The following is a 16,881-nucleotide window of genomic DNA, read 5'->3' on the forward strand; positions in this document are numbered from 1 at the left end:
ATGGAAGGATGGCCCTGAGCAGGAACGGATGATCTTTTTCTGCTCGACCCGGGCGGGCCGCCGGCAGGCCCGGCAGACCGCCCGAAAACGCGTCACAATGCGCGTTCGACATCCAGTTCCACTGGAGGAAGGCCATGAGCGATGCGATTCTCGCGGCGCCGACGGACAACGGCGTCCCGGTCAGCCTGCGCTCGAGCCGTGGGCTCGGCTGGCAGGGGTTCGGCGCGTCGCTGCTGGCCATCCGCGCGGGCACCTACCGGATTCCGGCGGCCGAGCATCACCGGATCGGCGTGCATATCGGGTCGCCCGTTCGCGCGGATTGCGTGTGCGACGGCGAGCGTGTGTCGCGCATCCAGGCGCATGGCGACGTCGACGTGATTCCGGCCGGCCTGCCCGGCCAGTGGACCGACAGCGCCGACTGCCAGATCCTCCATATCGCGCTTAGCGACACGTTCGTGCGGCGAACCGTCGAGCAGCTCGAACTGAAGCCGTCGCAGGGGCAGATTCGCCGCCGGCTGCAGGTGCGTGACCCGCGCCTGCAGCACATCGCATGGGCGATGGCCGCGGAACTCGAAGCGGAAGACGCGTCGGATCCGCTCTATGCGGAAAGCCTGTGCACGGCGCTCGTCGCGCGGCTGGTCGACGGCCAGCCGGCGTTCCGCGAGCGCCGCCGCACGCTCGCGCCGAAGGCGGCCGCGCGCGTGATCGACTACGTCGAAGCGAACCTGGAGCGGCGCATGACGCTGGCCGAACTCGCGGCGCTCGTGTCGATCAGCGTGCCGCATTTCAAGGTGCTGTTCCGCGAGACGCTCGGGATGCCGGTGCACCAGTACGTCGTGCGGCGCCGGGTCGAGCGTGCGAAGGCGTTGCTGCTCGAAGGCCGGCTCAGCATCAGCCAGATCGCGCTCGAAGCCGGGTTTGCGCATCAAAGCCACATGGCGAACTGGATGAATCGCGTGCTGGGGGCGACGCCGACCGAGATTGCGCGGTCGGGGGCAAGGGGCGGGCTGCGGCTCGCGTATGACGGCGAAGGTGGCGGGCGTGATGCGTAGCGGAGCGATGGCGCGGCGGTGCATATGAGGTGTCGCGGCGGCTCCCGGGGCGGTTCTCCAACAGGCTCCTGGACTGTTTTCGCCCGCGCCCTCGGCTAGAGGCAGACCGTACGATTCGCAGCCGAAGGCGAGGCAGCGGACGGCCCGCATGACAGCCACCAGTCAATCCGTCATCCTTTCCTGCTGGTTTCATCCCTCCGTGCGCGCCGTTCCCTCCGCGCAAACCGACAATCACCGCACCTTCATCCTCTCAGGAGCGAATCGTGTTCGTGATCTTCGGTGCATCCGGCAACGTCGGCCAGTCGACCGTGACAGCCCTGCGCAACGCCGGCCATCCCGTGCGCGCGGTATTGCGCGACGCACGCCATCGTGAACGTTTCGCGCAGCTTGGCTGCGACGTCGTGATAGCCGAGCTGACGGACGCGACCGCAGTCGCCTCGGCAATCGACAGCGCGCGGGCCGTGCAGATCCTGTGCCCGGTGCCCGTCGCGGACCCCGATCCGGCCGCGACGATGATACGGACGATCGACGTCGCGACCGCCGCGCTCGCCGCCAACCCACCGCCGGTGCTGCTCGCGCTGTCGGACTACGGCGCGGAGCGCGACGGCAATACGGGCATCACGCGGCTGTTTCATCACTTCGAGGAGCGGCTGCGGGCGATCCCGGCGCACGTGACACTGCTGCGTTCGGCCGAACATCTGCAGAACTGGGCGCGCATCCTGCCGGTCGCGCTCGGCACCGGCGTGCTGCCGAGCTTTCACCATCCGGTCGGCAAGGTGTTCCCGACGGTCTGGGCGCCCGATGTGGGCGTCGTTGCGGCGCGGTTGCTGCTCGATGCGCCCGAAGGTGGCAACGGGCCGCGTATCGTCAGTGTCGAAGGGCCGCGGCGGGTGAGTGTGACGGCGATCGCCGATACGCTCGGTGCGGCGGCTGGCCGGGCGATCGTCGCGCATGAGTTGCCGCGTGACACCTGGAATGCGACGCTGCTGCGCGCGGGCCTCAGCGAACGCCATGCGCAGTTGATCGTCGATCTCTACGATGTGCACAACGCGGGGCAGATCGACGTCGAGGAGGGCGTGTCGGAGCGGCTTTACGGGACGACGACGCTGGCCGATGCGCTCGCGCAACTGGTGCGCCAGCACGCGCGGTAACAGCGGTGGCGACCCGCATTGCGCATCACGCCGATCGCCGCACCTTGTTCAGTACCGCATACGAAATCGACCCGATCACGATCCCCCAGAACGCGGAACCGAGCCCGAGCCACGTCATGCCCGACGCAGTCGCGAGGAACGTGATCAACGACGCCTCGCGGTGGTTCTCGTCATCGAAGATCCCGTGCACATTCGCGCCGATCGCGCCGATCAGCGCGAGCCCCGCGAGGATCGCGACGAACGCCTTCGGCAGCGCGAAGAACACCGTGACGATCGTGCCCGCGAAGAGCCCGCCGATCAGGTAGATCGCCCCGTTCGCGAGCCCGGCGATGTAGCGCCGGTCCGGATCCTCGTGCGCGTCCTTGCCGGTGCAGAGCGCGGCCGTGATCGCCGCCACGACGATCGTGATCCCGCCGAAGCACGCAACCACGAGCGACATCACGCTGGTCGCGGTGATGATCGGCCGCGCGGGCGTGTGATAGCCGGACACGCGCAGGATCGTCATGCCCGGCAGGAACTGGCCGGTGAGGCTGACGACCACGAGCGGCAGCGCGAGGCTGAGCGTCGTGCCGAGCGTCCATTCGGGCGCGATGAAGATCGGGTGCGCGAGGCTCGCCGACACGTTGCCGAGATGCGTCATCCCGAGCAGCGTCGCGAGCGCGGCGCCCGTCAGCAGCACGAGCACGATGCTGTAACGCGGCAGCAGGCGCTTGAAGATCACGTAGGCGGCGATCATCCCGAACGCGAGCGCGGGCTGCTCCGACGCGGCGGCGAACGCATGCGTGCCGAACGGCAGCAGGATGCCGGCCATCATTCCGCGCGCGATGCCGCGCGGAATGTGGCGCACGAGCCGGTCGAAATAGCCGGTCACGCCGATCAGCAGGATGATCAGCGCGGCCGTGATGTACGCGCCGACGGCCTGGTTGAGCGTCAGTTGCGGAAACAGGCCGACGAGCAGCGCGGTGCCGGGCGCCGACCACGCGGTAATGATCGGCACCTTCAGCTTCCAGCTCGCGAACAGGCCCGAGACGCCGGCACCGATCGAGATCGCCCAGACCCACGACGACACCATCGCGTTCGACGCATGGGCGGCCTGCGCGGCCTGGAAGAAGATCGCGAGCGGGCCCGCGTAGGAAATCAGTACCGCGAGAAAACCCGCGGTAATCGCGGAAACGGACCAGTCGTTGCCGATCGCGCGGATTGCGCCGGGCGGGGTGTTCGGTTGCATCGTCGTGGGGGGCGTGCGGCGCGCGGCCGGGAGCAGAGCCGGGGCGAATGATTGTTGGAAGCCCCGGACGAGCCGTCATTCTGGGCATTGCCGATGCAATTGGCAATGTGTGGGGGGAGCGGCATTGTTGGTATTTCGTAAGAAATGCGTGGCGGGGCGGACGAATCGTCGGCTCCGCCGAACGTCACGTACTGATCTGCAACACCTTGTCGACCACCGCCACCTTCACCCCACTCCCCGTCGACAACGACGCCGTGCCTTGATCGAACGGATGCACGGGCGTATCGGTCGGCGTCCACGCATGGCGCGCGAGCAGTTCGCGATATCCGCCACGAATCACGAAGCCGCCGCATTTCCGCGCATACGCGTCGCGGCGCATCCGGTATGCGCGCGGCAGGTCGTACCACGGCAGCTTCGGCAGGTCGTGATGGACGAGGTGATAGTTGTTGTTCAGGTACAGCAGCCGCATCGCGAAGCCCGCTTCATTGATCGCGATGCGCGCCTTCGGATGCGGTGCGGCACGGTGCTCGTACAGCGAGCGGATCATCGCGATCGACAACGCGGGCCACGTGATCACGAGCAGGTAATACCACCACGGCACGCCGATCGCCCATTGCAGCCACGCGAGCAGCGCAGCCACGCAGGCGATATGCATCGCCCACATCGGCAGATAGCGGAAGTCGCCGCGACGAAACGCGGCGAATGCATCGATGCACATGGCAAAGATGCTCAACGGCGGCCCGGCGACAAATCGTCCGACGAAGGTCTTGCGTGCGACCGTCAGCACGCGGCGCCAGCGCGGCAGCTGCGCCCAGCGTTCGCGCGTGACGTAGTTCGTTTCGGGATCGACGCCCGGCACGGTCAGGTCTTCGTCGCGATGATGGTCGAGATGCGTGTCGCGATACAGCGTGTACGGATACCAGACCGTCAGCGGCGGATAACCGAGCAGCTTGTTCACGAGGGCGGAGCGCGTCGGATGGCCGTGCAGCAACTCGTGCTGCAGCGACAGATGCCACGCGCCGAGCAGGATCAGCGGCAGCGTCGCGGCCGCGAGCGACAGCGTGCCGTCGCGCACGAGCAGCAGCACGGCGAGCCAGCCGCCGTAGATCGCGACGACCAGCAGCCAGGTCGGCCACTCGGTGCGGGCGGTGAAGCGGGTATCGAGCGCGGCGATCGCACGCGCGTGGTCGACGTCGAAGTATTCGGCCATGGCGTTGAGGCGGATTGAACGGGCAGTGCGGGGAACGAGCGGTTGAACCGGTGCGCTCGGCCCGGGTGCGCAGGTGTCTCGCGGATCACGGTCGGCCTGTCCGTTATCACGTGCAATGGCGATGCTCGGGCAGGCATCAGGACGGTACCGGGATCGCGCCGCGCGGCCAACCAATCGATTCGCATTTGCTTATCGCCGCGCGGCCGATAAGCTTCAGGCGCGCGGCGCGTCGATCAGCCCCCGTTTTACAGAGATCGAACCGGGTTCCGCTGCGTGAGCGGCGATGCGTAGAATGCCCGCATGAACCCATGGATCGCAGTACTGCCGATGTACAACGTGACGCCGCGCCACGACGCGTTGTGGCGCGCCCTGCTGCGCGACGCGCTCGATGCGTTTGCGAACGCGGGTGGGCCTGCCGATGTCACGCTTCCCGACGAACCCTTCGACAACCTGCATGCGCTGTGGCGGCGCGACGACCTGCTGCTGTCGCAGACGTGCGGCTACCCGTACCGGATGCTGGGCCTGCGCGATGTCGTGCGACTGATTGCAACCCCCGTGTTCGATGCGCAGGGTTGCCACGGCGCGCACTACAGCAGTGTGCTGGTCGTGTCGGCTCGTGCGCATGCGGGCGGCGCGACGACGCTCGCCGCATGCCGCGGGCTGCGGGCCGCATTCAACGGTCGGGATTCGCACAGCGGGATGAACGCGCTCCGGCATGCGGTCGCGCCGCATGCACGCGACGGACGATTCTTCGGATCGGTTGCCGCGCTCGGCTCGCATCTGAACGTGCTGCGTGCGCTGGCTTCAGCGGAAGCCGATTGCGCGGCGATCGATTGCGTGACGTTCGCGTATGTGCGCGACGCGTTGCCCGAGCTGCTGCAGGATATCCGGATCATCGGGATGACGGCCGCTGCGCCGGGATTGCCGTTCATCGCATCGCGCGCACTCGAAGATACACAGGTCGCTGCTTTGCGAGATGCGCTCGACCGCGCGGTGGCGATCGATGCGGAGCGGGCGCGCGTGCTGCGGCTGAAAGGATTCGAACGGCTGTCGCCGGATGACTACGAGGCGATTGCGCGGTTGGAGCAGGAGGCTGCTGCGCACGGGTATCCGGCGCTCGCATAGCAAGCAGGCGATGCGGGCGGCTTGACGGGGCGGGGGCCGATTGCCGAAAGAGGGGCGACGACCGCAGGTTGCCCGGGGCGATGCAAGGTCAGGGGCAGATTCAGGTTCGGCGTAGGCGCCACGGCGCGGCGATGCCGCCGCGACGCCTCCACGTTACCGCTTATTCCTCGTCCATCAACCGGACCTTGACCCGCTTGCCCTTGATCTTCCCGGCATTGAGCTTGCGCAGCGCGTCGCGCGCCACGCCGCGCTCGAGCGCGACATAGGTCGAGAATTCGGTCACGTTGATCTTGCCGATCTGCTTGCCGTCGAACCCGGCGTCGCCGGTCAGCGCGCCGAGCACGTCGCCCGGGCGGATCTTGTCCTTGCGCCCGCCGAGGATCTGCAGCGTTTCCATCGGCGGCGTCAGCACGCCGTCGCCGGCCGGCGTCAGTTCCGCGAGCGGATGCCATTCGACGTCGCGCTTCTGCGCCTGCTCGATCGCACCGACGCGGCCCATCTCGTCCATGCTCGCGAGGCTCAGCGCCCAGCCGTCCTGATCCGCGCGGCCCGTGCGGCCGATCCGGTGCACGTGCACTTCGGGGTCGGGCGTCACATCGACGTTGATTACCGCCTCGAGCTGCGCGATGTCGAGCCCGCGCGCGGCGACGTCGGTGGCCACCAGCACCGAGCAGCTGCGGTTCGCGAACTGGATCAGCACCTGGTCGCGCTCGCGCTGGTCGAGCTCGCCGTGCAGCGCGAGCGCGTGGAAGCCCTGCGCGTGCAGCACGTCGAGCAGGTCGCGGCACTGCTGCTTCGTGTTGCAGAACGCGATCGTGCTCACCGGCCGGTAGTGGTTCAGCAACTGGCCCACCGCATGCAGCCGCTCGTCCTCCGTCACTTCATAGAAGCGCTGGCGGATCTTGCTGTTGTCGTGGCGCTCTTCGAGCTTGATTTCCTTCGGGTTGCGCAGGAACTGCTGGCTCAGCTTCGCGATGCCGTCCGGGTAGGTCGCGGAGAACAGCAGCGTCTGGCGGGTGGTCGGGCACATCCGCGCGACCTTCGCGATGTCGTCGAAGAAGCCCATGTCGAGCATCCGGTCGGCTTCGTCGAGCACCAGCGTGTTCAGCGCGTCGAGCTTCAGGTTGCCGCGATCGAGGTGATCCATGATGCGGCCCGGCGTGCCGACGACGATATGCGCGCCGTGCTCGAGGCTCTGCGCCTGCGGGCGCATCGGCGTGCCGCCGCACAGCGTCAGCACCTTCACGTTCTCTTCGGCGCGCGCGAGGCGGCGCACTTCCTGCGCGACCTGGTCGGCGAGTTCACGCGTCGGGCACAGGATCATCGCCTGCACGTCGAAGCGGCGCGCATCGAGGCGCGCCAGCAGCGCGAGCGAGAACGCGGCGGTCTTGCCGCTGCCCGTCTTCGCCTGCGCGATCAGGTCCTGGCCGGCCAGCGCGACCGGCAGGCTCGCGGCCTGGATCGGCGTCATGTCGACGTAGCCGAGCTGCGCGAGGTTGGCGAGCGTGGCGGGCGTCAACGACAGCGCGCTGAACGGCGTGGCGGTCGGCTGGGTCATTCCAGGTCTCCGAGGTAAGGACGGCCTTCCATCTGCTCGTAGACGACTTTGCCTTCGTCGTCTTCGAAGCGTTCGAGGTAGTTGCGCGCGCCGCACAGCGGGCAGCGGAACAGCAGCCCCTGGCCTTCGTCCTTGATGACGACGTCGGACTGCTCCCACGGCGTGCCGCAGCTCTGGTTTCGGCAGGTAAACACGGTCTTTCTCCAGCTGAATTCGGTTGATGGCGCGCCCGGGCGGGCGCGGCAACGGTGGGCGGCGCTCGCGCGGCTCGGGCGCGGGCCGCACCGTGCGTCGCCTGGATTGCGTCGATGCGGATGATGGATCGGGCGGCGACAGGGTCGCGCGTGCCGCAATTCTAGCGGAAGCGGGCGGCCCGCCGGGCGGTTTCGCCCGCGATCCGCCAAGAAAAACGGCCGCCCCGGAGGGCGGCCGTGTCGTGCGGCGCGACGGTGTCGCGCGGCGCTCGGTGCGTTACAGCGCCATGTCGGCCGCCGCCTTCGCCGGGCGGGCCGGCGCGGTGCCGGTGGCCTGCGACGGCGTGCTGACGTCGATCTTCGGCGGCGGCGACAGCTGCAGCACGTCGCTGGTGGTCGTCCATTCCTCGACGACCTTCGCCGGGCTGTCGTTCAGCTTCGTGCCGTAGCTCGGCACGATCTGGCGGATCTTCTGCTGCCACTCGGGCGATGCGACCTTGTCCTTGAACACCTTCTTCATCAGGTTCAGCATGATCGGCGCGGCCGTCGACGCGCCCGGCGATGCGCCGAGCAGGCCCGCGATGCTGCCGTCCTGCGAGCTGACGATCTCGGTGCCGAGCTTCAGCACGCCGCCCTTGACCGGGTCGCGCTTGATGATCTGCACGCGCTGGCCGGCTTGCCACAGGCGCCAGTCTTCCTTCTTCGCGTTCGGGAAGTATTCCTTCAGCGCGTTGAAGCGGTCGTCGTCGGACAGCATCAGCTGGCCGGCGAGGTACTGGACCAGCGGGAATTCGTCCACACCCACGCGCATCATCGGCGCGACGTTGTGCGTGTTGGTGCTCTTGAGCAGGTCGAAGTACGAACCGTTCTTCAGGAACTTGGTCGAGAACGTCGCGAACGGCCCGAACAGGATGATCTTCTTGCCGTCGATGATGCGCGTGTCGAGGTGCGGCACCGACATCGGCGGCGAGCCGACCGACGCCTTGCCGTAGGCCTTCGCCAAGTGCTGCTTCACGACGTCGGGGTTGTCCGTCACGAGGAACGAGCCGCCGACCGGGAACGCGCCGTAGTCCTTCGCCTCGGGGATGCCCGATGCCTGCAGCAGGTGCAGCGCACCGCCGCCCGCGCCGATGAACACGAACTTCGCGTCGACCGACTGCGCCGGTTCATCCGAGTGCAGCTTGACCCACGTGACGTGCCACGTGCCGTCGGCATTGCGCGAGATCTCGCGCACTTCGCTCGACAGCGACAGCGTGAAGTTCGGCTGCGTCTTCAGGTAGCCGACGAACTGGCGCGTGATCTCGCCGAAGTTCACGTCGGTGCCGATCGGCGTCCACGTCGCCGCGACCTTCTGGTTGCGGTCGCGGCCTTCCATCATCAGCGGCACCCATTGCTTGATCTGGTCGTAGTCTTCCGAATACTGCATGCCGCGGAACAGCGGGCTCGCCTGCAGTGCTTCGTAGCGCTTCTTCAGGAAGCGGACGTTGTCGTCGCCCCACACGAAGCTCATGTGCGGCGTCGAGTTGATGAACGAGTGCGGGTTCTTCAGCACGCCCTGCTTGACCTGCCACGCCCAGAACTGGCGCGAGATCTGGAACGACTCGTTGATCTCGATCGCTTTCGAGATGTCGATCTTGCCGTCCGCCTTCTCCGGCGTGTAGTTCAGCTCGGCAAGCGCCGAGTGGCCGGTGCCGGCATTGTTCCAGCCGTTCGAGCTTTCCAGCGCGACGCCGTCGAGGCGCTCGACCATCGTCATCGACCAGTCAGGTTGAAGCTCGTGCAGCCAGACGCCGAGCGTCGAGCTCATGATGCCGCCGCCCACCAGCAGGACGTCGACCTTCTTCGTATCGGCGGCATGCGCGGACGATGTCGCGACGCACAGCGCGAGCGCCGACAGTATTACCCGTAACGTTTTGATCACAGCAGATCCCTTTTTCAACTTGGATGCATCGGTTTGCCAAGCCGCCCGGCGCGTGCGTCGATCGCGGTGAAACGCGGATCCGGAGATCCGGACACGCGAATCCGGAATTCCGGATCGACGCCGTACGCCGTTGCATTTGCGCACGCGAAGCCGTCGGGAAGGACACCTTCGGATCGGCTGCCTGCGGGCAGGCAAGCGCCTGCGTCACAGTGGCGCACAACGCGCCCGGGCCCTTGCGGCAAGCCTGAGCGGAAGACGCTTCAGGCTGCGTGGCAAGCGGCCGCGCGCGACGCGTTTTGCGGAGGCGGGGTGGCAAGGGGCGCGTAATGTAACCGAACTCGTTTGCTGTGTCACAAACGAAAAAAGCCATTGTTTTTGTGGGGTTTTTTGTGTGTCCGGGTTTCCGGAATGAAGGTCGCGGAAAGCGGGAAAGCTGGGGATAACTGCGCGGGATCGGGGGGGGCGGGCGCGGCGTTGCACCGCGTCCCGATCACGTCATGCCCTGTTGCGTCACTTCGCGAAGTTGTTCCGGCAGAACTGCTCGTCCGCCAGCGCCGAATTCGCGAAGCCCTTCTGCTTCGCGAGTTCCCACGGGCGCTCGCATTGCTGCGTTTGTTCGCACCACGAATAGCCGGCCGACGGGATGCAGCCGTGCGGATCGCGATCGCTGCCGGGCATCGGCGGCGCGGGCGGTGCGGCGGCCTCGGCCGGTGCCGACGCGGCGGCCGGCACGGTGGATTGCGCCGCACAGGCGCTCAACGCGAGCGCGCAGGCCATCGCGGCGGCCAGCGAAGCAGACGGAAGAAGACGTTTCATCAGGTAGCGCTCCATGGGATGACGATCGACAACGGATGCCCGGGCACGGGCGCGGAACGGCATGAACGGTCAGTCGCCCGGCACCGGCACGCGCGACGAGAACTTCACTTCGCGCAATGCGAGGCTCGACTGGATCGACGATACGCCGGCCTGTTTGCGCAGCACGCGCTCGACGAATTCCGCGTACGCGTCGAGATCGGCCGCGACGACCTGCAGGATGTAGTCGGCCGCGCCGGTGATCTTGTGGCAGGACGTCACTTCGTCGTGACGCCGCATCACGTCCTCGAAATGATCCGAATCCTGGCCGGAATGCATGTTGAACGTCACCTGCACGAACGCGAACACGTTCATGCCGAGCGCGCGCCGGTCGAGGTTCGCCTGGTAGCCGGTGATCACGCCTTCGTCCTCGAGCCGCTTGCGGCGGCGCCAGCAGGGCGTAACGCTCAGCGACAGCTTCTCGCCGAGCGTCGCGTTCGACAGCGCGCCGTCGTCCTGCAGCAGGCGCAGCATGGCGCGGTCGACGCCATCCAGTTCGACCGAAGCGCGATTTTTGCTCATTTCCGGGCATCCGTAGGCGGTTTTCTCAAAATTGTACGAAAGGCGCGGGTCGAAAGCAAAGCTATTGCCGGTTGCCGTCAATAAACTGTTGCCACCCTCACTGCAACGGTCAACCATGCTCACGGTCTACAGCAGCGATCACCACCTGCATCGCGGCGTCGAACTGAAGGACGGCGCGATCACCGATTCGTTCGAAAACCCCCTTCGCGCCGAAACCGTGCTTGCGCAGGTGCGTGCCGCCGGCCTCGGCGACGTGATCGCGCCGAAGCCGTTCGATCGCGCCCACTACGCGGCCGCGCACAGTGCCCGCTACGTCGATTTCCTCGCCGGCGCGTGGGACGAGTGGGCCGCCACGGGCCGCACCTGCCAGGCGCTGCCGCTCGTGTGGCCGGTGCGCGCGATGCCGGCGGCCGCGACGCCGCCCGCGTTCATCGACGGCAAGCTCGGCTTCTACGCGATGGATGCGGGCGCGCCGATCAACGCCGGCACGTGGGATGCCGTGAGCGCGAGCGCGAACTCGGCGCTCACCGGCGCCGACCTGCTGTCGAGCGGCGCGGCGCGCGCGGCGTTCGCGCTGTGCCGCCCGCCCGGCCACCACGCGGGCCGCGAGTACATGGGCGGCTATTGCTACCTGAACAACGCGGCGATCGCCGCGCAGCACTGTGTCGCGCAGGGCGCCGCGCGCGTCGCGGTGCTCGACGTCGATTTCCATCACGGCAACGGCACGCAGGACATCTTCTACGACCGTGCGGACGTGCTGTTCGCGTCGATTCACGGCGAGCCGCCGGTGTCGTATCCGTACTTCTCCGGCTATGCGGACGAGCGCGGCATCGGCGCGGGCGAAGGGTTCAACCTGAACCTGCCGCTGCCGAAGGGCACGCTGTGGGACACCTATTCGGCGGCGCTCGACCACGCGGCCGCCGCGATCGCCGCGCATGCGCCCGACGCGCTCGTCGTGTCGCTCGGCGTCGATACCTTCGAGCACGACCCGATCAGCCATTTCCGGCTGCGTTCGCCCGACTACCTGCGCATCGGCGCGGCGCTCGCGCGCCTGAACGTGCCGACGCTGTTCGTGATGGAAGGCGGCTACATGGTCGACGAGATCGGCATCAATGCGGTCAACGTGCTGCTGGGATTCGAAGGGCGCGCGTAACGCGCGGCGCCGCGGCCGTGCCACCGACGGGGATGTGACCGGCATGGCAGGACACGCTGCATCACTGACCGAAACCGATTCGTCATCCGAACCACAACACGTCCCGCGTTGAACGGGGCCCACAAGACTGACCAGGAGACAGACATGCTTCGACATTCCATGACGGCATTCGCGGCAGCGGCGGCGCTCACGTGCGCGCTGTCCGCACACGCGGACGAGATCGTGCGCATCGGCCACGTCGCACCGCTGACCGGCGCGATCGCGCACCTCGGCAAGGACAGCGAGAACGGCGCGCGCCTCGCGGTCGAGGAAATCAATGCGAAGGGCCTGACGATCGGCGGCAAGCAGGTCACGCTGCAGCTCGACGCGCAGGACGACGCGGGCGATCCGCGCACCGCGACGCAGGTCGCGCAGCGGCTCGTCGACGACAAGGTCATCGGCGTCGTCGGCCATCACAACTCGGGCACGTCGATTCCGGCGTCGCGCGTCTATCGCGACGGCGGCGTCGTGCAGATCTCGCAGGCCGCGACCAACCCGACCTACACGCAGCAGGGCTTCAAGACGACCTATCGCGTGGTGGCCACCGACGCGCAGCAGGGGCCGGCGCTCGCGATGTATGCGGCGAAGAACCTGGGCATCAAGACGGTGGCGGTGGTCGACGATTCGACCGCGTACGGCCAGGGCCTCGCGACCGAGTTCGAGAAGGCCGCGAAGGCCGCCGGGATGAAGGTCGTGTCGCGCGACGCGACCAACGACAAGGCGATCGACTTCCGCGCGATCCTCACGAAGATCAAGGGCGCGAACCCGGACGCGATCATGTACGGCGGCATGGACGCGACGGGCGGGCCGCTCGCGAAGCAGGCCCGCCAGCTCGGCATGCGCGCGAAGCTCCTCGCCGGCGACGGCGTGTGCTCGACCGACCTGCCGAAGCTCGCAGGCCCGGCGTCCGACAACGTCGTGTGCTCCGAGGCCGGCATCGCGCTCGAGAAGATGCCGGGCGGCGCGGCGTTCGCGAAACGCTACGAAGCGCGTTACCACCAGCCGATGCAGGTGTATGCGCCGTTCTCGTACGACGCCGTGTACATCATCGTCGACGCGATGAAACGCGCGAACTCGACCGATCCGGCGAAGGTGCTGGCTGCGATGCCGGCCACCGACTACCAGGGCGTGATCGGCGAGACGAGTTTCACGCCGCAAGGCGACCTGAAGCACGGCGCGATCTCGGTGTTCACGTACAGGAGCGGCAGGAAGGCGCTGCTCGATATCGTGAAGATGTGATGCGGCGGTGACGTTGCATTGACGTCGCGAAGGTCGCGAAGCAGGCGGTGCTTCGCGGCCTTCGCCGTTTACAGCGCGTGCGTTTGCGCGCGGTCGGCACGACGCGCCGCGTCATGCACGATGTGCAGCTCGCGCGTGCGGATCGGCAGCGCGCAGTTCGCGTCGGCGAGCGTCTTGCGCACCTGGCGCGCCAGACGCCAGCGCATGTCCCAGAACTTGTCGGTGTGCGTCCACACGCGAACGTTCGCGATCGCGGTGCTGTCGTCGAAGCGCATCACCATCACGTTCGGCTCCGGATCCTGGAGCACGTCGGGGTCGGCGAGCGCCAGCTTGCGCAGTGCGTCGAGCGCCCGATCGATATCGTCATGCACCGACACTTCCACTTCGAGATCGAGACGGCGCGTCGGGTTGCGCGTGTAGTTACGGATCGAGCTGCCCCACAGTGCGCTGTTCGGCACGTATTCGCATATGCCGTCCGGCTTCGTCAGCCGCGTCATGAAGAGCCCGACCTCGTCGACGGTGCCCGCGACGCCCGTGCCGCCGTCGATATAGTCGCCCACCTTGGACGGCCGCAGCAGCAGAAGCATGATGCCGGCCGCGATGTTCTGCATCGTGCCCTGCAGCGCGAGCCCGATCGCGAGGCCGGCTGCGCCGAGCACTGCCACGATGCTCGCGGTTTCGATGCCGAGCTGCGACAGCGCGCCGACGATCGCGACGATGCGGATGCCCCACACGGCGACGTCGCAGAGGATCGGCCGCAACGTGTCGTCGACGCGCTCCTTGTTCGAGAGCAGGCGGTTCAGCCAGTTGCCGATGCGTTTCGACAGCCACCAGCCGGCGACGAGCAGCGCCAGGCCGGCGCAGAGCTTTAGGGAGAGCGTGGACAGCGCGTTCCACAGGAACGTCCAGCGTTCCGGATGGAGTTGATCGAGAAACATTAACGGGATTCCGGGTTGAAGAAACGATGCGTGACGCGTGGCGCGCCGGCCGTCATCGGGCAGGCTCGCGCTCACGCGCCGGGCAGCGTTCGACCGTACACGGGGCACGATGGTTCGCGCGAATGAGTGGGGTCGAATGCCGCATGGCGGCGCGGCCAGGCCGTGAAATTGAGATTTCGGTTTTGTACTAACGGGCTTTTCCGTCAAATGAGACTAGTCCTATTCAGCCGATTCGATCGCGCCGATACACTCGTTTTCACGTTGCCGGGTCGCGACGATCGTTCCTCCGCGGTACCCGGTTCTTTCCCGATTTTTCACTGATTCATTGACAGACAGCGAGTGACGACGTCATGCGGTTAGACCTGCGTTTCCGTCTCGCACGCGAACAAGGTCAACCCGCACAGCGCGGCGTTCAAGGTTTCCCGATGCGCCGCGCGCTGCTGCGCGGTGTCATCGCGGCGGCCTGTGTGGCCAACGCACCGGGTGCGGTGGCAGATGCGTCGCACGACGCCGCGCCGTTCTCGCCCGTGATGGCCGACCTTGTCGACGTGCCTTTTTTCAATGCCGCGCGCACGACGTGGGGCGGCTTGCATGCATCGACGGCCGCGCCGCTCGACGTTGCCTACACGTCGCATGCGTCGACCGCGCCGACGGCCGGCGAACGCGACGACCCCGTGGCGCGCTTCGGTGCGTGCGTGGCTTACCGCGTGCTGTGCGACGCGGCGCGCGGCGCGGTCGAACGCGCGTACGCGTCGCGGTTCGATTACGGTCTTGCGTCGGCGTTGCCCGCGACGGGCGAGCCCGCCGCGTTCGAACGGCGCCCCGTCGATCTTGCCGCTGCCGAGCCGTTCGTGTTCGCGCAAGCCGAGCGCGGTGCGCGGGCCGGTGCGATCGTCGGCAGCCTGCAGGCGTCGCTGGCGCGCGCGGATCTACCGGCCGGCGTTGCCGCGCAGATCACCCGCCTGCTCGCCGGTCGCATCGACCTGAAACAGCACGGTGCACTCGGCGACACGTTCCGCGTCGCCTACGAACCGGACAGCGAGGCCAAACTGCCGGGCGGCGTGCGCGTGACGGCGCTCGAGCTTCGCTTGCACGGCCAGCACGTCGCGGCCGTGTGGTTTGGGCCCGATGCCGGCTCGCCGGGCGCCTATTACGACCTCGACGGCATGCCCGTCGCCGGCGCGCGGTTTGCGATGCCGGTCAGCGCAAACCGGATCAGCTCGCATTTCGGGACGCGCGTGCATCCGGTCACCGGCGCACGTCACGTGCATTCCGGCGTCGATCTCGCGGCGCCGGCCGGGCGCGCGGTTCACGCGTCGGAGCGCGGCGTCGTCTCGTTCATCGGCACCGAGCCGCGCGGCTACGGCAAGTACGTGGTGATTCGTCATGACGGCGGCTATGCGTCGTACTACGCACACCTGTCGGCATTCGAGCCGACGCTGCGAACCGGCATGCGGGTCGCGTGCGGCCAGCGCGTCGGCGCGGTCGGCAGCACGGGTACGGCCACGGGGCCGCATCTGCACTTCGAGGTCCGGCGGCATGCCCGTCTCGTCGACCCGGTTGCGCTGGTGCAGGCGGGCAAGGCAGCGAAGCTCAACGGCGAACGGCGCGTCGCGTTCAATCGCGTGGTACTCGATGCACGCACGCGACTGGCGTCGGCCGGGTGGCCGCAGCCGGTGGCGATGTCGGAGCTTGCCGGATCGCGGGCCGGTTGACGGTTGGCGAGATGCCGCCGGCCGTGGCGAGCCACGCCGCGGCCGATCAAGGCAAACCGCTTACGCAGCCGGTTCGACAGGCAACCAGATTTCCAGCACGCCGGCGCCCGTCACCGGATCGTAGTCCGCGCTGTAGCGCTCGAACTCGGGCGCGTCGACCGCCTTGAATCCTGACGTAGGCAGCCAGCCGTTCCAGATGCTGTAGAACGTCTGGTGCAGCGTGGAGATATGCCCGACGTGTTCGAAGACCGCATACCGCTGCGGTTCGAGTTCGATCCAGCGAAAGAGCGTGGGCAACCGGTCGCGGCTCGTCACTTCCACGCCCGCGATGTATTCGAAGCTGCCATCCGCATCGGGGTTGCAGCACACGCCGTAGGTCACGTCGTCGACCTGGCCGGGAAGGGTACCGATGTATGGGATGAACGCTTGCCACAGCGCCGGAATGCCTTCGTTGGTTTCGAAGGTGTAGCGGTCGCTCATGCCGGCGATCAGCCGCTTGCCGGTGGTTTCGAAGCGTGACGGTACGACGTCGATGATCTTCAGTTCTTTCATGCGAAGCGGCTCCACTAGAGACAACCCGTCAAGCGTGCGCCGTGCCCGCACGTCTTCGGGCGTGATGCCGAAGCAATCGCGGAAGGCGCGCGTGAACGCCTCATGGGAGCCATAACCGGCATCGAGCGCCACCTGCAGGATGTCCGGCGCGCCTTGCGCCAGCGTGCGTGCCGCACGCGTCAGCCGCCTCGCCCGCACATAGCGCATCACCGGCCAGCCGGTGTTCATCGAGAAAAGGCGCGAGAAGCCGAAGCGCGACATGTCGCAATTGGCGGAGATCCTGTCGAGCGTCAGTTCGCGATCCAGTTTGGTTTCGATAAACCAGAGTGCTTGTCCTACCGGATTCATGGCTTTCCAATGAGCGTGTCGGGCGGACTATATGGTATCGGCGGCGGGGGCGTTTGATCGTTCTTGCGGGGCGGGGGCAGGCAG

Annotated in this window: 15 protein-coding genes; 6 read left to right on the plus strand and 9 right to left on the minus strand. The window is 67.3% G+C overall.

Features of this window, described 5'->3' with window-relative positions:
• Nucleotides 1-134 precede the first annotated feature (134 nt).
• Both CFB41_RS18050 and CFB41_RS18055 read left to right on the plus strand, forming a co-directional pair.
• Nucleotides 135-1,052, plus strand: coding sequence for an AraC family transcriptional regulator (locus CFB41_RS18050; RefSeq protein WP_089457352.1), 918 nt, complete (start codon nt 135-137; stop codon nt 1,050-1,052).
• Between the two features lie 263 nt (nt 1,053-1,315).
• On the plus strand, nt 1,316-2,203 hold the full coding sequence (locus CFB41_RS18055) for an NAD(P)H-binding protein (protein WP_089457353.1): 888 nt from the start codon (nt 1,316-1,318) through the stop codon (nt 2,201-2,203).
• 25 nt (nt 2,204-2,228) lie between these two features.
• Here CFB41_RS18055 and CFB41_RS18060 read toward each other — a convergent pair whose 3' ends face one another.
• Together CFB41_RS18060 and CFB41_RS18065 are read right to left on the minus strand one after the other, a co-directional pair.
• Nucleotides 2,229-3,431, minus strand: a complete 1,203-nt coding sequence (locus CFB41_RS18060) for a benzoate/H(+) symporter BenE family transporter (protein WP_089457354.1) — start codon at nt 3,429-3,431, stop codon at nt 2,229-2,231.
• A gap of 184 nt (nt 3,432-3,615) precedes the next feature.
• The gene (locus CFB41_RS18065; RefSeq protein WP_089457355.1) at nt 3,616-4,641 is read right to left on the minus strand and encodes a fatty acid desaturase; all 1,026 of its coding nucleotides are present in this window, start codon (nt 4,639-4,641) and stop codon (nt 3,616-3,618) included.
• A 300-nt stretch (nt 4,642-4,941) separates the two neighbouring features.
• Here CFB41_RS18065 and CFB41_RS18075 point away from each other — a divergent pair, with 300 nt between their 5' ends.
• Nucleotides 4,942-5,766 (plus strand): phosphate/phosphite/phosphonate ABC transporter substrate-binding protein, encoded by an 825-nt coding sequence (locus tag CFB41_RS18075; RefSeq protein WP_089457356.1) that lies wholly within the window; start codon nt 4,942-4,944, stop codon nt 5,764-5,766.
• A 160-nt stretch (nt 5,767-5,926) separates the two neighbouring features.
• On the opposite strand, the gene dbpA is transcribed toward CFB41_RS18075, so the two are convergent.
• The 5 genes from dbpA to CFB41_RS18100 form a co-directional block, all read right to left on the minus strand.
• Nucleotides 5,927-7,324 carry an ATP-dependent RNA helicase DbpA gene (dbpA, locus tag CFB41_RS18080; RefSeq protein WP_089443594.1) on the minus strand — a complete coding sequence of 466 codons (1,398 nt, stop codon included), beginning with the start codon at nt 7,322-7,324 and terminating at the stop codon, nt 5,927-5,929.
• Nucleotides 7,321-7,518, minus strand: a complete 198-nt coding sequence (locus tag CFB41_RS18085; RefSeq protein WP_011356541.1) for a hypothetical protein — start codon at nt 7,516-7,518, stop codon at nt 7,321-7,323. The genes dbpA and CFB41_RS18085 overlap by 4 nt, the downstream gene beginning before the upstream one ends.
• Before the next feature lie 277 nt (nt 7,519-7,795).
• Nucleotides 7,796-9,439 carry a malate dehydrogenase (quinone) gene (gene mqo, locus CFB41_RS18090; RefSeq protein ID WP_089457357.1) on the minus strand — a complete coding sequence of 548 codons (1,644 nt, stop codon included), beginning with the start codon at nt 9,437-9,439 and terminating at the stop codon, nt 7,796-7,798.
• Nucleotides 9,440-9,949: 510 nt separating this feature from the next.
• Nucleotides 9,950-10,255, minus strand: a complete 306-nt coding sequence (locus CFB41_RS18095) for a hypothetical protein (protein WP_089458911.1) — start codon at nt 10,253-10,255, stop codon at nt 9,950-9,952.
• 69 nt (nt 10,256-10,324) lie between these two features.
• Nucleotides 10,325-10,813 carry an Lrp/AsnC family transcriptional regulator gene (locus CFB41_RS18100; RefSeq protein ID WP_039344260.1) on the minus strand — a complete coding sequence of 163 codons (489 nt, stop codon included), beginning with the start codon at nt 10,811-10,813 and terminating at the stop codon, nt 10,325-10,327.
• Between the two features lie 115 nt (nt 10,814-10,928).
• Between CFB41_RS18100 and CFB41_RS18105 the strand changes: the two genes are divergently transcribed.
• Together CFB41_RS18105 and CFB41_RS18110 are read left to right on the plus strand one after the other, a co-directional pair.
• Nucleotides 10,929-11,966 (plus strand): histone deacetylase family protein, encoded by a 1,038-nt coding sequence (locus CFB41_RS18105; protein WP_089457358.1) that lies wholly within the window; start codon nt 10,929-10,931, stop codon nt 11,964-11,966.
• A 144-nt stretch (nt 11,967-12,110) separates the two neighbouring features.
• The gene (locus CFB41_RS18110) at nt 12,111-13,244 is read left to right on the plus strand and encodes a branched-chain amino acid ABC transporter substrate-binding protein (RefSeq protein WP_089457359.1); all 1,134 of its coding nucleotides are present in this window, start codon (nt 12,111-12,113) and stop codon (nt 13,242-13,244) included.
• A 68-nt stretch (nt 13,245-13,312) separates the two neighbouring features.
• Here CFB41_RS18110 and CFB41_RS18115 read toward each other — a convergent pair whose 3' ends face one another.
• On the minus strand, nt 13,313-14,182 hold the full coding sequence (locus CFB41_RS18115; RefSeq protein WP_089457360.1) for a mechanosensitive ion channel family protein: 870 nt from the start codon (nt 14,180-14,182) through the stop codon (nt 13,313-13,315).
• Nucleotides 14,183-14,532: 350 nt separating this feature from the next.
• Here CFB41_RS18115 and CFB41_RS18120 point away from each other — a divergent pair, with 350 nt between their 5' ends.
• On the plus strand, nt 14,533-15,897 hold the full coding sequence (locus tag CFB41_RS18120) for a M23 family metallopeptidase (protein ID WP_089457361.1): 1,365 nt from the start codon (nt 14,533-14,535) through the stop codon (nt 15,895-15,897).
• Between the two features lie 60 nt (nt 15,898-15,957).
• On the opposite strand, the gene CFB41_RS18125 is transcribed toward CFB41_RS18120, so the two are convergent.
• The gene (locus tag CFB41_RS18125) at nt 15,958-16,797 is read right to left on the minus strand and encodes an AraC family transcriptional regulator (RefSeq protein WP_089457362.1); all 840 of its coding nucleotides are present in this window, start codon (nt 16,795-16,797) and stop codon (nt 15,958-15,960) included.
• Nucleotides 16,798-16,881: the final 84 nt, after the last annotated feature.

The organism is Burkholderia sp. AU33803 (assembly GCF_002223095.1).
Taxonomy (GTDB): Bacteria; Pseudomonadota; Gammaproteobacteria; order Burkholderiales; family Burkholderiaceae; genus Burkholderia.